Origin of the sequence: Bacillus sp. Xin1, assembly GCF_013314535.1 — a bacterium.
Taxonomy (GTDB): Bacteria; Bacillota; Bacilli; order Bacillales; family Bacillaceae_G; genus Bacillus_A.
This window is the reverse complement of sequence record NZ_JABUAE010000002.1, coordinates 324,683-340,579: the sequence shown is the minus strand read 5'-3', so window position 1 is coordinate 340,579 and position 15,897 is coordinate 324,683. Positions and strand designations below refer to the sequence as shown.

Below are 15,897 nucleotides of genomic sequence, written 5' to 3'. Positions count from 1 at the left end.
TTCTATTGAGGAGGTGCATGTAGCAATGGGAAAAGACCGCCAAGAAAAAAAATTGAAACAATCACGCCGCGTTGAATCGGATCGTAATCAATCATTACAATATCCTGGTGCAACGGGTCTTGATACACCAGAGCAAGCACGTAAGCAAAATCAGCATTAAAAGTAAAATAGTTCTTACTTTACGAAAATCCAGTGTAAGATTACATTCTCAATGAACGCAAAAAAAAGATGGTTTCGGTATAACACCAAAACCATCTTTTTATTACTTAAATATTAGAAAACTTCTCATTTAACTTTTTAAATGCGTTGTATTTTAAACTACTTAATTTTAAAATAAACAACCTCTATGTTTCACTTTATCTCAAATCCTTTTCCAAATTTATAAATTAATGATAGTATAAAATAATTTATATAGATGCATTTTCCGCACATATAAAAGAAAAAACCAACCAAATGGTTGATTTTTTCCCCTTTATATCTCCTATTAAATCTTATCTTATACTGTAATTCTTCGTATCAATTCCACGCTGCGACAACCAATGATACGTATCACCTTTCACAATAAGCGGCACTCGCTGAAGCTCAGAAAGCGTACTCGCTCCAAGAGCCGTCATAATAAATTGCAAATCCGTATGTAAAAGTTCTATTTCTTCGATTAATTTCTCAATACCATCATTCATCAATATACGTAAAAAATATCCGGCAAAAGCAGTTGACTGCGCTCCTAGAGCAATCGCTTTTGCTACATCAAGTGCTGTTTGTATACCACCAGATGCAATGAGAGAGAGGTTATTGTTTGTAGAGGATGCTTCTATTATAGAGGCTGCCGTTTGAATGCCCCAATCGTTAAAATAAGAAAGCATTCGCTGCCTTCGCTCATTTTCAACTGCAGCAAAGTTTGTACCACCATAACCACCAATATCTACAGCTGTAACACCAACATTAGCTAGTTGCTGTACCGCTTCTTTATTCATACCAAACCCTACTTCTTTCACGATAACAGGAACTTGAGAACCTATAACAATTTGCTCAATCCGCTCTAATACACCTGTAAAATCCCGGTCACCTTCTGGCATCGTTAGTTCTTGAATGACATTCAAATGAATTTGCAGAGCATTCGCCTCGATCATATCAACCGCTCGCTTTGCCTGTTCAACGTTCGCTTCACTACCTAAATTTGCAAAAACGATGCCATTTGGGTTTACCTTTCGAACGATTCGATAAGAAGACGCTTCTCTCTCATCTTTTAACGCAGCCATTTGAGAACCAACAGCCATCGCAAGGTTATGATGCTTGGCTACATGTGCCAACTGTTCATTAATATGTAATGTATGCTCTCCACCACCACCGGTCATCGCATTGATAAAAATCGGCGAACTTAATGAAAGTTCGCCGATTTCCGTTTCAAATGTAATGCTTTCATAACTTGAATTTGGCAAGCTTTGATGGACAAAAGCAATGTCATGAAAGCCATGTATACGAGACTGTCCGGTAGAAAGAGCGTATTCAATATGTTCTAATTTTCGTTTTGCCCTTACCACTTGTACCCCTCTTTATTTCTTTAATTTTTTCAGTTGTTCACCAATAATATCACTAAATTGGAAAGTTGCAGACTCAGAAGTTGGCTCATATTGGCTGTAATCTTCTGTTTCATTATTTTCTTCAACAGCTTCTTTTATACTTAAAGAAATGCGTTTTTCTGCTACATGTACTTCAAGTACTTTCACTTTCACTTCTTGCCCCATTTCCAATACTTCATTTGGATTTTTCACGTGGCGATTTGCAATTTGCGATACGTGCACAAGTCCTTCTACACCTGGTAAAATTTCAACGAAAGCACCGAATGTAACAATACGTTTTACTTTACCTTCTCGAACATCACCCGCTTTAACTTCAGCAGCAACATTTTCCCAAGGCCCTGGCTCTGCAGCTTTAATCGATAAAGAAATACGTTGCGTATCAGCATCAACCGATAACACTTTGACTTTTACACTTTGTCCTTGTGTTAACACATCAGACGGCTGTTCAACGCGGTCATGAGAGATTTGAGAAATGTGCACTAAACCATCTACGCCACCAACATTCACAAAAGCTCCGAAGTCAGTTAAACGTTGAACTGTACCTTCCACAACATCTCCTTCTTTTAAAGAAGAGATCGCTTCTTTTTTCTTCGATTCTAATTCTTGTTCTACAACTGCTTTATGCGAAAGAATAACACGATTCTTTTCACGATCTAATTCAACGATTTTCACCGCTAATGTTTTTCCTTTGTATTCAGTGAAATCTTCTACATAATGCATTTCTACAAGTGAAGCTGGAATAAATCCGCGGACACCAAGATCTACAACTAAACCACCATTCACAATATCTTTTACAGTAACATCAAACACTTCACCTGAAGTGAATTTTTCTTGCAATTCTATCCATGCTTTTTCTGCATCAACAGCACGTTTCGATAATACAAGATCATCATCTTCTAATTTAATAACTTTTAATTCAAGAGTCTGATCTAATTCTACAACATCGCTCGCTTTTTCAATATGAACGTTAGCTAATTCACTAATTGGAATAACGCCATCTGTTTTGTATCCAACATTTACAAGAACTTGCTTTTCTTCAACTTTCGTTACAGAACCTGTAACAACGTCACCCACTTGTAATGCTTTTGAATTCACAACTTCTTCATTCATTTTCTCTACCATGGAAATACCTCCCTACAGAATTGACAAAGCTTTTTTATGTATATACGAAATGAAAACAAATGTTTTCATTTGCATGTTATAAGAATGTTTTAGTGCATACTCGATTCTAACCTATTGTTTGTCCTACACTTCATAGAATGTATAGAAACCTATATAAATAGTATACAGCAAAATCTCCTTGAATAAAGTATGTTTTAAAATATAATAGCGAATATATTCTGACAGTTCCTCTTCTTTTACTAACTTCTTACAAATTGACTTATTTGTCAAGAAAAGTGTCCTACCATTCCCCACGATTCAAAAAAAAGAAAGGGGGCTCCCCTTTCTTTACTTTGCAAATGCTCCAGAAACAATATCCATAATTTTTCGTACAACTTCTTCAATTGATAAAGATGTTGTATCTAATTCCAATGCATCATTCGCTTTTTTCAGCGGAGAAACTTCACGCTCTGAATCCAACTTATCACGCTCAGCAATCTCTTTTTTCAATTGCTCTAAACTAGAAGCAAAACCTTTTTTCGTATTTTCAAGATGTCTACGCTCCGCTCTCTCTTGAACAGACGCCAGCATGAAAATTTTCACTTCCGCATTAGGTAACACATGTGTACCAATATCACGACCGTCCATTACCACTCCGCCCTTTTCTGCTAGAGCCTGTTGGCGACGTACCATCTCTTCACGAACAAGACGGTGCTTGGCAACAATTGATACGCGATTTGTTACATTCGGTGTACGAATCGCTTCAGATACATCCTGGCCGTTCAAGAAAACTAATTGTGTATTTTCACCTTGTTGAAACTCAATGTTTACATCTTTTAAAACTGCCATTAGGCTTTTTTCATTTTCAATATCTACACTTTTCTCCAGAGCAGCGTATGTAAGTGTACGATACATTGCACCTGTGTCAATATAAACATAGGAAAGTTCTTTCGCAACAATCTTTGCAACTGTGCTTTTCCCAGCAGCAGCTGGACCATCTATCGCAATTGAAATTCGTTTTTCCATTGTAACACCTCATTTTTCACTTATAAAACAAAATGAAAAGCAGGTACAAATCCCCTGCTTCTCTGCGCTTGTTTCCTGTCGATTAAATCCTCAATTATTGTAGCATAATCCTTACTAGAAGGAAATGAAAACTACTTATTCACTTGTAAAATATCCGTTTTGTTTTTACTTATAACTCCTTCATAATATACAATTTTCGATAAATATTTCACTGTGGATTCTTGCATAAAGAGCAATTGAATAATGCAGAGACAAATAAATTGAACCAATAATACACGAATTAAAACTCCCTCAATCTTTTTCAAAAAATATCCTCTTTTCATTTTTCCTCACTCATTCCAACACCTTATGATAGAAAACTATCACTTCAATTCTTTCCAAGTATAAAGTAACTAACTTTATTTTCATTTCTAATACAAACTTTTATACATTTTCATTGTCGAATCTAGCAAAAACATGGTATGTTCTAAATGTATTTTTTCGAATGGAAAGGAGTATAAGCATTGAAAAAAATTCTAGTTTTACACACAGGTGGAACAATCTCAATGGAGGAAGATAAAGAAACTGGGGTTGTACAACCAGGGGAACAAAATCCTCTTTTAAAATTCATTCCTGATTTAGAGGATGATATTGATTTAATCGTCGAAGATGTCTTTCATCTTCCATCACCTCATATGACTCCTAGTGAGATGTTACAATTACAAGTCATTATTGACGAAAGAGTAAAAAACGAAGGCATCCATGGTGTTGTTATTACACATGGTACAGATACACTAGAAGAGACTGCATACTTTTTAGATTTAACTGTACAAGCGAACATTCCAATTGTTGTAACAGGAGCAATGCGCTCTAGCAACGAATTAGGTGCTGACGGTTTATATAACTTTTTATCTGCTGTAAAGGTTGCAAATAGTAATGAAGCAATCGGAAAAGGTGTTCTTGTCGTATTAAATGATGAAATTCATTGTGCAACAAATGTAACAAAAACGCATACAAGTAATGTCGCAACATTCCAAAGCCCTCAATACGGACCAATCGGTATGGTGACAAAGCGTGGCGTTGTCTTTCATCACGCTCTCGTACATCATGAAACATATGTAGTCGGACAAATTTCTAAAAACGTTGTTGTGTTAAAAGCATACGCTGGCATGGATGATACACTATTAGCAGCAATTGAAACCTTACCAGTAGACGGAATTGTAATTGAAGCACTTGGTCAAGGGAATTTACCACCAAGGACACTCTCTAGTTTACAACGCTTAATAAATAAAGGCATTCCAATTGTTCTCGTTTCCCGCTGCTTTAACGGAATTGTCCAAGACATATACTCCTATGAGGGCGGAGGGAAACAATTAAAAGATATGGGTATTGTTTTCACATACGGTTTGAACGCCCAAAAAGCCCGTATTAAACTACTTGTCGCTTTAGAATGTGCGCACTCGCAAGACAAAATTCAACAAATGTTTATGCAGGATTAAAAAATAAGCTGTCGAAATTCGACAGCTTATTTTTGTTCTCTTGATACAACTGTTTGTGTAATTGCTCCACCATGAAATCTTCCATTCTCAATAAAAATTTCATTCGCATTATTGCCAGCTGCAATAACACCCGCTATAAAGATATTTTCAACATTCGTTTCCATTGTTTCTTCTGTAAATAGTGGGCGCCCTGTTTCTTTATCAATTTCTACTCCCATTTTTGTTAGAAAACTATGATCTGGGTGGTATCCCGTCATCGCAAATACAAAATCATTTTGAATTGTAAATGACTCCCCGTTACTAGTATACGTAAGTGTATGTTCGGTAATTTCTTTCACATGAGCATGGAACTGCATTTGAATTGTACCATTACGCACTAATGCTTCAAATTCAGGTAAAATCCACGGCTTAATACTCTGTGAATATTCTCCCCCGCGATACAACACCGTTACACGCGCTCCAGCTTTTACAAGTTCTAACGCCGCATCTACACTTGAATTTTTCCCTCCTATTACAACTACATCACGGTCAAAATACGGATGTGCCTCTTTAAAGTAATGAGATACTTTGTCTAAGTTTTCTCCAGGAACGTTCATATAGTTGGGGTTATCATAATATCCCGTTGCCACTACAATATATTTTGCAGTATATGTCTCCTTGTTCCCATCACGCTTCGTCGTATTTACTCTAAAGAAATTCCCGTCCTTTTGCACTTGTTCTACACGTTCAAATGCGTTAACACGCACACCTTTACGTTTTACCACTTCGCGATAGTACGCAAGCGCTTGATTGCGAAACGGTTTACGATTTTCTGTAATAAACGCAACATCACCAATCTCAAGCTTTTCACTAGAGGAAAAAAATGTTTGATGAGTTGGATAATGATAAATCGCATTCACAATATTTCCTTTTTCAATTACGAGTGGATTGATTCCCTCTTGCTGCAGCGAAATCGCCGCTGCTAACCCACATGGTCCGCCCCCGATTATTATAGCTGTTTCTTTTTGCATACTCGGTTCACTCCTAGTCCTATGCTTCAATCTCTATTTATTAAAAAACAAGAAAAAACCTACTTTCAGCAGTAGGCACCTATCTTTATTGTATTCATTTTTCATATATTTGTCATCTAAACGATACATACATTCGATAGACGTCCGCTAAAAACTGTCTGAATCTTATCCCTTGTTGCCCCAATACATTTTCTGGATCAATCTTTCTTGCCGGATCTAGTGTTTTATGAGATACAATATCCGTTTTAGGATTTAAATTGAATGTGTGACATAAATAAGCATGGTACCATGTAAACCGCGTGTAAGAATCCCAAAAATTAACATTACCTCCGTAGCACATTTCAACACCAATTGATGCTTTATTTGCATCATAACCAAACAAGTCATTATCTGTCGGTACGCCATATCTTACGTGATATGCTACCTCATTAATTGGAATAATTTCTAAAATAGTTGTATCATCTACAAAAGTATGTGCCGATGCTTTCGGTTGTACTTCATTAAAGTAATCACGATTTCCTATCGCATTGCTACCAGGATTCCCCGTATCATGGCTTACAATAAATCTTACCTTTGAAAGGCGGATTCCTGGTCGCGAGCTTCCGTACCCAATATAATTTCGCTCTATAGGGAACATCACCATGTCTATCAACTCCGCTCTAGAAAATTACCTTTCTTCCTTATATATGTATTCAACCTTGATATCTATATGGCATATTTCTCACGCAAAGAGAAAATCAAAAATATTTGAAGTAAAGACCATAAATAATAAAATACTTACAGCAGTTCCATAAAACCCATAAAACCAAACACAGTCTTCTTTTGTATCTAAACCGAAAAATTTATTCACGGATTGTAACAAAGATGAGCGTTTCACATGTTTTTCTCGTAAAACTTCTACCCGTTCCATAACATCTGTTGGCATCATAAATCGTTGGTTTGCTGTCATTTTCATTATTAATCTCTCCTTATTTTGTTTCCGTTTTGTTTATCTAAGGAAAGTATAGCACAAACGTTCGTGCAGAACAAGTGTTCTTTTTATTTTTTATGATTGCACTTCCACTCTTAACATATCCCCTTATATTAACAGTCACAATTTATCCCGTATTAACAGGCAGTAAGGCCCGCACTGATGAAAGTTTCACTTTATCCATCCACTTTAAAAGTAATATTATAATTCCCCAAACTATAGCAATCACTGGTCCAACAATACACATTCCAAACAATAAAGATATAATTCCTTCTCCAAAGATTTGTAGTACACTTACCTTTTCACTTGAATTTCTTTTTTAACTTCCTTCTAAATATACAATTCTCTTTTTCAACTCAGCTACTCGCTCACTTACATCACTCTTCCTTTGCAAATCTTATCCCTCCTTTTCTATAATCCTTATAATGTACCTCAATAAAAAAACGCGGTTCCCTTGAAGGAAACCACGTTCTCTCTAAACTTTCCGTTCTATTATACCCAACCTCTAAAGCGACTAGCTTCTGCCATCTTACGTACACCAACCATATAAGCTGCTAAACGCATGTTCACTTTACGAACTTGTGATGTTTCATAAATGGAATCGAATGATCTTACCATTACTTTCTCTAAGCGTTGTTCTACTTCTTCTTCTGTCCAATAATAACCTTGATTATTTTGTACCCATTCGAAGTAAGATACAGTAACACCACCAGCACTTGCTAATACGTCAGGAACAAGTAAAATACCGCGTTCTGTTAAAATTTTAGTTGCTTCTAATGTAGTTGGACCATTTGCTGCTTCTACAACAATTTTCGCTTTAATATCCGCAGCATTCTCTTCTGTAATTTGGTTCTCGATTGCGGCTGGAACTAGAATATCACAATCAAGTTCTAATAGCTCTTTGTTTGAAATTGTATTGTTAAACAATTTTGTTACTGTTCCGAAGCTATCACGACGATCAAGTAAGTAGTCGATATCCAATCCATTTGGATCATGCAGTGCACCGTAAGCATCAGAAATTGCAATTACTTTTGCACCAGCATCGTGCATAAATTTAGCTAAGAAGCTTCCAGCGTTCCCAAACCCTTGGACAACAACGCGAGCACCTTTAATGTCGATACCGCGTTTTTTCGCAGCTTCTCGAATACAGATTGTTACACCTTTCGCAGTCGCTGTTTCACGGCCATGAGATCCACCTAATACAAGTGGTTTACCTGTAATAAATCCTGGTGAATTGAATTCATCGATGCGGCTATATTCATCCATCATCCATGCCATAATTTGTGAGTTTGTAAATACATCTGGAGCAGGAATATCTTTTGTTGGACCAACAATTTGACTAATTGCTCGTACGTATCCACGGCTTAATCTTTCTAATTCACGGAAAGACATTTCTCGTGGATCACAAATGATACCACCTTTACCTCCACCATATGGTAAATCAACAATACCACATTTTAAACTCATCCAAATAGAAAGTGCTTTCACTTCGTTTTCTGTTACGTTTGGATGGAAGCGAATTCCACCTTTCGTTGGACCAACAGCATCATTGTGCTGCGCGCGATATCCTGTAAATATTTTAACAGTCCCATCATCCATACGAACTGGAATTTTCACTGTCATCATACGAATTGGTTCTTTAAGTAATTCATATACCTCGTTTGGATAACCCAATTTTTCTAGGGCTTCACTAATAACAATTTGTGTTGAATTTAATAATTCAAAGTGTTGTTCCCTTTGTTGTGTTTGTGTTTGAGCTCCCTTTTCGGCTACCATAGTAAGTAAACCCCCTGTAATTTCACTTGTTTAGTAAACCTTCATTGCCTAGTATACACCGTTAAATTTGGAATGCAATAGAAAACGCTAACAAATATATACAAACTTATTTTTATTGCAAGCGTTTTCAATATCATTATAGTCCTTTTATCACTTTTAGAAAAGTAAAATACTTAAATATTTAAATATTTTTTATACTATAATGTATTTTAATCTCTCGAATATCGTAAAACACTAACAAAACCTCAAGCCAATTACATTAGCTGAGGTTTTGTTTTAAGATAAAATACTTGTATATTTGCTGAATTGCTTGAGAATCCATTAATTCTTTTCCATATTCTATAATACGATAAATTGTTGCTGTAGAAGAATTACCGTATTCCGCTAAAATTGCAATAATATCCGCCTTTAATAACGCTGGTTCTTCTTCTATCCAAAGATAAAAACGTCCATCCCATGTGTAAAGTTTTCCCCCGGTTACACCGAGATTATACAAACGACTTGCCAAAGTAATCACATCTTCAAACGTTGCAAATTCATACAATATATGCTCACTCTCATCTAGAGTTACTTGCATTTCAATAAACTCATCACGAAACTCATCTTCTGTATCTGTTTCATGATTTTCTTTTGTAACAATCACAACCATTCCTTGTGCCTGTAAAGAAAAAACTTCAACTGCAATTGGACCATCTGCTTCAAACCCAAGTTCTTTATTTGCTTCTTGCATCATATCACGAAATAACTGTTGCACTTTTGGAGCATTTTTCCATAAATCCTCCTTAGTCAACCCTCGCTCAGATAAATCGTCAAATGTTAGGAAAATTTTAATTTTATTATAATTCAATCGTTCCAACCTCATCTTGTAACCTCCCTACGTAACCGTTGTATCTAATTTTTATTATATGAAATAGAAAATAGATGGTTCTTTTCGAACAACTATTCCGACATTTTTAACCATTCATCCCATTCTTTTTTTGTATCGCCAATACATATATTTTGAAGTTCAACCTTGTCTTCATCTGAAACAAGCTGACTTGCAAACCCAATAAGTCCAGTGCAGATTTTCGGATTCTGACTTTGCAACTTCACAATCAAATTCAGCGCGCTTTTCAAATATCGTTCTTTTGAACATGATATAAATACATATTTAGGTGTGAATTGCTTGATGGCTGCACAGATCTCATTTTCCTCTAGGCCTGTCCCCAAATATATTGCTTGATAGCCTTTCAAACGTAAATATATCGTAAAAAGAAACAAATGTAATGCATTCATTTCTCCTGGTGCACAAATAGCCAAGGCTTTTGGCAAAATAAAATTAGTTTGCGTATTATGATAAATCATTCCAACGCGTGAACATAAAAACGAATCCACATATCGTTCTTGTACAGCTGTTATCTCATCATTTTTCTGCATAGTCTCTAACTTATCAGCAATCGGGATAAATATATGAGTGATTACTTTTTCTATTGTATAAATAACAAATGCCTCGTTTAATAATTCACGGGCATGTATTTCATCAAATTTTAACAAATAACCAAGGATATCGTCCACTAATAAAATTTCTTTGCTATACGTCATCTCAGCTGGATTGTGATTTTGCAATCGGTTGCTTTCTAATAACTGGACTGCTTGACCAATTGTAAATCCTTCATTTACTTTATGCATTAACCATTTTAAGATTCTCACATGCTCTTCTGTATATAGACGGTACCCTGCATCATTGCGCTTTGGAGCAATAATATGATATCGTCTCTCCCAAGCCCGCAGTGTACTTGGCTGAATCCCAAGCATATTCGAAACAGCTTTTATATTATATTTCCCTTTTAAAGTTGGCATATTTTCCCCACCTTTAAACCGAATATCTCTTAATTTTCTTTTTGCAATGTAATTAAGTGTGTTTGAGCTGGAGCTCGAAAACGTAGTGGTAGTAATGTCGTTCCATATCCATTACTCACAAATAGAGTTGTACATGGATACTCATATACACCGCCTTTTAGATAACGTTTAGAATGGAATAAACGAATTTGCCCTCCATGAGTATGACCACTTAATACGAGAGAAATTTTCTCTTGTCCAGACATTTTGTTTACAATAGCAGGGTTGTGGCTAATAAGAATGCGAAAACCATCTTCTTGACAATCCGCTAGCGCCAAATCTAAACGATCTCGTTCTAATCCAACATCATCCACCCCTAATAAACACAGTTTATCGCCACTCTCTGATTCAAACAGCACTCGTGTATTATCTAAAATTTTCACACCATGTTCTAGTAATAACGCATCTAATTCATGATAGTCAATTTCATAATCGTTATTTCCCCATACAAAATATATAGGACCAATTTCGCTTAATGTTTGAATATTAGCAGCAATTTGTGATAACGATACCCCCTTCTCAGCTAAATCACCACCAATAATAACAAAATCAGCGTTTCCTTTTACATTTTCAATTAAGGAAGGTAAGATAACTCTCCTATGAATATCTGAAATAAAAAATATCCTAACTTTCCCAAAACTTTCTGGGAAATTCACAAATGATAAAGTATGTTCTAGCAACGTATTACGCACTGCTTCTCTATACATCCAAAAAAGAAAAATGAAACCAATACATATGAATGTGCCACCTAATCCAATCCATAACATATACGTTTCTCAACTTCCCTCTCAAAAATATTATCCCATCAGGCTATATTGCCGAAAAGGCGAATAATGCCTTATCAAATATGAACGGCTTCATTCACCTTTTTCAGTTCACTCCTACAACAATTATTTTACTGTTGCTATTCCTTCTCTATCTTTTCTTTAATAGGAATTTTTAATTCTTTTCCTACTTCTAATTGGTCATCTTGTAAATTGTTATAGTTTTTAATAATTGTAGCCCCATCTTCATTCGGAAAGTACTGTTTCCCAATACTTTCAAATGTCTCCCCCTCTTTTACAATGTGCGTTTCAAATTTTTCAAGCTGCTTCTTTTCTCCTTCACCGTGTTTATTTGAATCGAAAAAAATCACTTCAAACGCGTTTTTTCCAGAGGTATCATTCTTGTTGGCACTTTTTACTTCGATATACTTATCCGTATACCATAAAATACTAAGCGGTAACAAAATAAATAAAAATGTTAAAACCCGAACAAAAAAGTGGTTAATCTTAAATTTAGATTTTTTCTTCTCTTTATTTCTATGAATCTCACTTCGCGGCGGTAAACCTTCTTCTGTTTGCTCTTCTTCCAACTCTTCTTCCAACTCATCTTCAAAATCAGGAATTTGTTTTCTCATGTTGTTCACCACCACCTTCCACTTATTTTCTTAATTGAAGTCCCATAATAAAATCAACAAGAAAGTGTGCAAATATTGTTATAAATAAATTCTCTGTCCATTGGAACACATATCCAAACAGAAAACTAATCATACATACAAAGCAAAACAGAAATGGCTTTCTCACATATCGAATATGTAAAACAGCAAAAATAAGGCTTGCAACTACAAGTCCAAAATGCGTCTGTAATACACCTCGAAATAAAAATTCTTCAGCAAATCCAATAACAAACGTAATACCAAATAATTGTATTACAGAAGTTCCTTGGAACATTCGATCATTAATTCCCCCATCATCAAACCACGATTCTGGCAGCACTTGCATTGCAATATAATCAAATAACACAACAATGCCCGCAACCACACTACCTATTACAAGAATTGAAATGGGTTCCCATTTCCACAAATCATAAAATTCACTCCTATTTGGAAATAATATATAGGCTAACACACAGCCAACACCTATAATTATTAATTGTGTTATATAGAGATTCAGCCGTATTTCTTTCGGACCTATGTCTTCAATACTACGTCTTTGAATGTTAATCATTCCTCCGTTCTCTCATACCAAAGAGAAATTGTAACTCTGCTTCCCAATTATAGTCGAAAATTGATTGTCTTGCTCGTCTTTTTTTGTAATCTTCTTTTGAAATACCACAGTAGTTACAGCAATTTTTCACCTGCGCTTCCTTCTTATATCCAAATAGATGTAGCATCTGTTCCCGTCTGCATCCTTTATACTGTAGCCATGATTTCATATTTTCTAGTTGACTATATTTATTCCGAAGACGCTCATCTACTTCTAACATTATTTTTCCCCTTGTTTCATCTGACAAGGATTCCATAATGAGCTTCTTCTGTTGTATGATTTTCATCTTTTCTAAGTGATAACGTACAAAACGCCAATGTTGCTCACTAAACCTTGCAGCATTATAACAAATTTCTTCCACATCTTCTATTGGCAATACTTTCGTGTGAAACATCTTTTCTTGTAGTAAGGAAAATAAAAATTGAATTTGTTGTTTATTTGGTAATTCATCTTCAATGATAGAAACCGGTAAATCGTGATCTAGTGGACTACAAAGTAGAATTGCAATGCTCGACTCTCCATCCCTTCCCGCTCTACCAATCTCTTGTAAATAAGAAGCAATATTTGCTGGATAATGAAAATGAATAATATACCTTGTATTCGGCTTATTTACCCCCATACCAAATGCACTTGTACATATAACAAGTTGCAGTTGATCATTCATAAATTGCTGCTGAATTAACATTCTCTCTTCATGTTCCATTCCGCCATGATAAAATGCAACATCTACTATACCTTTACTCCTTAAATATTCTGCCAGACGCTCCGTCCAAGCTCTGCTCGAACAATAAATAATTCCTGGTCCTTGCAAATAAGTAACATGCTTGAGAAGCGCTTCTTTTTTCTCTTCTATTGTTTGTACAAATTGTACCTCCATTGCAATATTTGGGCGATCAATCGAATACAAATGTTCTGCTACATTCGTAAGTTTTAAACTTTTTATAATGTCCTGCAATACTTCTTTTGTTGCAGTAGCCGTTAATGCCAACACAGGAGGACGTCCAATACCTGCTATAACTTGGTCTAATTTTTTATAGTCTGTTCGAAAATCATAGCCCCATTGCGAAATACAATGTGCTTCATCTATCACAAATAGTGAAATATGAATCTTTTTTAGTTCTCTTACTATTACTTCAGATTGCAACATTTCAGGTGAGACAAAGACAAATTTATAAGAAGATAATCTTTTTATCGCTTTCTTTTTTTCAATCAATGTACGAAAACTATTAAACGCGATCACACGGTCCTTCACTACATATTTAAGCTGCGCTACCTGATCTTCCATTAAGGATAGTAATGGTGAAACAATTACTACTGTTCCATCTTGCATAAGGCCTGGAAGCTGATAACACATTGATTTTCCTCTTCCAGTTGGAAGCATTGCTACAACATCTTTTCCTTGTAATAAATCCGCAATAACCTCTTTCTGCCCTTGACGAAATTCGTTATAACCAAACCACTTATGCAAATAATCCTCAAGCCTCATTTACAACCCCCATCTGCGCTAACACAAGACGAATTTCAAAATAAGAAACCGCTTCTCCTACTGCTTGCTTTAACACACGTAACTTCCGTGTTTGTAACGTTTCAATAATGCGCTGCACATGCTTGATTTTATTTTTTTCCATAAACATTTCAATAGAAAAATCTCTTTCTCGTAATGCAATTTCAACAAAATGATCTTCTATTGTTGCAACCTTTAAATTTCTAATTGTTGCAATTTCATCCAAAGAACGCCCTTGTTTCCAAAGTTGATATGTTTTTTGTGTTGATAAACTAAACAAATCTGCCCTTTCATTCGGATAAGCAATAATTTTTGTTAATAGCGGGAATTCTTTTTCATTATCTCGAACAGATTGAATAAAGAAATGAACGGTGCCCCAAAATAAAAGATGTACGCGAAATACATCTTGACTTGTAATTTCCGCAAGTTGCTTTAATGTATATCCAATTCTTTCATATCCAGTTAATCGATATGTAAAAATTGTTGCTTCTATCGGTAAAGTATCTTGTAACAGCGTATGCATCTCTTTCCATAACCTTTTTGCAAGTTCACTTCTTGCATATGGCATCCCGATGAGAAACTGCTTAACCCACATCATTACCTCTGTATCTTGTTGGATTGGAATAAACTTTGCATTTTGCTGTTGTAAATTTGATACGGTTTGAATAATTAACGAAAGTCGTTTCCAAAACATTTCACCAAGATCACCATAGTGCAAACCGTGTAAATACTGCGGGAAAAAAAGTGTTTCTTCCCAAGTTCCCAGCTGTCGTTTTCCTGTGTCAGTTAAAATGTACGTATTTTCATGCACGCTCTGAATCCATTCTTTATGTAATACATGTTCAATTTCCTGATCATAATCAGAACGTTGTAATGATTTATATATCCCAAACAGAAAAGAAATATGAAATATATTTCCGTCTTGTAATGTTTGTGAAGAACGTTTCCCTTTTAAAAGGTGATAAATGGAAGAAACAGTTCGTTCACCATTTAATTGTTTTATACAATATAATAAAGTATATTGTAACTGCATCGCCGCTTCCACCTTTCAATTCCATCTATATTTTCTATTGTATCAAACTGTACAGCATTTAGGCATTTTGAAAATCTTATGAAATAAATCAAAAATAAGTTGACACCCTAATTGATAAGCATTATCATTATAATTTTATGTTGAAAAGTTTAAAAAACCGTTTTACAATAAGATTATAATTTTTATAGCGACTATTTTCACATACATATTATCAGGAGGGAAAAAAATATGGCAAAATATACAATTGTTGATAAAGACACTTGCATCGCATGTGGAGCTTGCGGAGCTGCTGCACCAGACATTTATGACTACGATGATGAAGGTATTGCATTTGTAACACTAGATGATAACCAAGGTATCGTTGAAATTCCAGACGTATTAATTGACGACATGATGGATGCATTTGAAGGTTGTCCAACTGACTCAATTAAAGTTGCTGACGAAGCATTCGATGGCGACGCTTTAAAATTCGAATAGTCTTTTTATTAACTTCAAAAACCCCTCTCATTTTTAT

General features: G+C 35.3%; 18 protein-coding genes. 3 read left to right on the top strand and 15 right to left on the bottom strand.

The features are described 5' to 3' along the window. Nucleotides 1-25 precede the first annotated feature (25 nt). Entirely contained in the window at nt 26-160 is a 135-nt protein-coding gene (locus HRG09_RS04860) for a YpzI family protein (RefSeq protein WP_174099616.1), read from the top strand. 331 nt (nt 161-491) lie between these two features. Here HRG09_RS04860 and fni read toward each other — a convergent pair whose 3' ends face one another. From fni to HRG09_RS04840, 4 genes are all read right to left on the bottom strand, one after another. Further along, nucleotides 492-1,541, bottom strand: a complete 1,050-nt coding sequence (gene fni, locus HRG09_RS04855) for a type 2 isopentenyl-diphosphate Delta-isomerase (protein ID WP_174099615.1) — start codon at nt 1,539-1,541, stop codon at nt 492-494. 12 nt (nt 1,542-1,553) lie between these two features. After that, the gene (rpsA, locus tag HRG09_RS04850) at nt 1,554-2,702 is read right to left on the bottom strand and encodes a 30S ribosomal protein S1 (protein WP_174099614.1); all 1,149 of its coding nucleotides are present in this window, start codon (nt 2,700-2,702) and stop codon (nt 1,554-1,556) included. 327 nt (nt 2,703-3,029) lie between these two features. Further along, nucleotides 3,030-3,707, bottom strand: coding sequence for a (d)CMP kinase (cmk, locus tag HRG09_RS04845; protein ID WP_174099613.1), 678 nt, complete (start codon nt 3,705-3,707; stop codon nt 3,030-3,032). A gap of 131 nt (nt 3,708-3,838) precedes the next feature. Continuing rightward, nucleotides 3,839-4,012: a DUF5359 family protein gene (locus tag HRG09_RS04840; RefSeq protein ID WP_174099612.1), complete on the bottom strand. Its 174-nt coding sequence runs from the start codon at nt 4,010-4,012 to the stop codon at nt 3,839-3,841. A gap of 198 nt (nt 4,013-4,210) precedes the next feature. On the opposite strand from HRG09_RS04840, the gene HRG09_RS04835 reads away from it, so the two are divergent. Then, complete coding sequence (locus HRG09_RS04835) at nt 4,211-5,185, top strand: asparaginase (protein ID WP_174099611.1); 975 nt, start codon at nt 4,211-4,213, stop codon at nt 5,183-5,185. A 26-nt stretch (nt 5,186-5,211) separates the two neighbouring features. On the opposite strand, the gene HRG09_RS04830 is transcribed toward HRG09_RS04835, so the two are convergent. The 11 genes from HRG09_RS04830 to HRG09_RS04780 all read right to left on the bottom strand — a co-directional run bounded on the left by HRG09_RS04830 (nt 5,212) and on the right by HRG09_RS04780 (nt 15,383). Then, complete coding sequence (locus HRG09_RS04830) at nt 5,212-6,195, bottom strand: YpdA family putative bacillithiol disulfide reductase (RefSeq protein ID WP_174099610.1); 984 nt, start codon at nt 6,193-6,195, stop codon at nt 5,212-5,214. Between the two features lie 112 nt (nt 6,196-6,307). Next, entirely contained in the window at nt 6,308-6,838 is a 531-nt protein-coding gene (locus HRG09_RS04825) for a peptidoglycan recognition protein family protein (protein ID WP_174099609.1), read from the bottom strand. Nucleotides 6,839-6,916: 78 nt separating this feature from the next. Then, nucleotides 6,917-7,153, bottom strand: coding sequence for a DUF3961 domain-containing protein (locus HRG09_RS04820; protein WP_174099687.1), 237 nt, complete (start codon nt 7,151-7,153; stop codon nt 6,917-6,919). A gap of 504 nt (nt 7,154-7,657) precedes the next feature. Then, a complete protein-coding gene (gudB, locus tag HRG09_RS04815; protein ID WP_174099608.1) occupies nt 7,658-8,941 on the bottom strand; it encodes an NAD-specific glutamate dehydrogenase in 1,284 nt (427 codons plus the stop codon). Between the two features lie 259 nt (nt 8,942-9,200). Further along, nucleotides 9,201-9,803, bottom strand: coding sequence for a genetic competence negative regulator (locus HRG09_RS04810; protein ID WP_174099607.1), 603 nt, complete (start codon nt 9,801-9,803; stop codon nt 9,201-9,203). A gap of 77 nt (nt 9,804-9,880) precedes the next feature. Next, nucleotides 9,881-10,780, bottom strand: a complete 900-nt coding sequence (locus HRG09_RS04805; RefSeq protein WP_174099606.1) for a MerR family transcriptional regulator — start codon at nt 10,778-10,780, stop codon at nt 9,881-9,883. A gap of 29 nt (nt 10,781-10,809) precedes the next feature. Then, complete coding sequence (locus tag HRG09_RS04800; RefSeq protein ID WP_174099605.1) at nt 10,810-11,586, bottom strand: metallophosphoesterase; 777 nt, start codon at nt 11,584-11,586, stop codon at nt 10,810-10,812. Nucleotides 11,587-11,723: 137 nt separating this feature from the next. Beyond that, nucleotides 11,724-12,218 (bottom strand): LysM peptidoglycan-binding domain-containing protein, encoded by a 495-nt coding sequence (locus HRG09_RS04795; RefSeq protein WP_174099604.1) that lies wholly within the window; start codon nt 12,216-12,218, stop codon nt 11,724-11,726. A gap of 22 nt (nt 12,219-12,240) precedes the next feature. After that, nucleotides 12,241-12,804 carry a CPBP family intramembrane glutamic endopeptidase gene (locus HRG09_RS04790; RefSeq protein WP_174099686.1) on the bottom strand — a complete coding sequence of 188 codons (564 nt, stop codon included), beginning with the start codon at nt 12,802-12,804 and terminating at the stop codon, nt 12,241-12,243. After that, complete coding sequence (locus tag HRG09_RS04785) at nt 12,800-14,332, bottom strand: RecQ family ATP-dependent DNA helicase (protein ID WP_174099603.1); 1,533 nt, start codon at nt 14,330-14,332, stop codon at nt 12,800-12,802. Before HRG09_RS04785 ends, HRG09_RS04790 begins: the two co-directional genes overlap by 5 nt. Continuing rightward, nucleotides 14,322-15,383: a YpbB family protein gene (locus tag HRG09_RS04780; protein WP_174099602.1), complete on the bottom strand. Its 1,062-nt coding sequence runs from the start codon at nt 15,381-15,383 to the stop codon at nt 14,322-14,324. Before HRG09_RS04780 ends, HRG09_RS04785 begins: the two co-directional genes overlap by 11 nt. A 228-nt stretch (nt 15,384-15,611) precedes the next feature. Here HRG09_RS04780 and HRG09_RS04775 point away from each other — a divergent pair, with 228 nt between their 5' ends. Then, complete coding sequence (locus HRG09_RS04775; protein WP_017152544.1) at nt 15,612-15,860, top strand: ferredoxin; 249 nt, start codon at nt 15,612-15,614, stop codon at nt 15,858-15,860. Nucleotides 15,861-15,897: the final 37 nt, after the last annotated feature.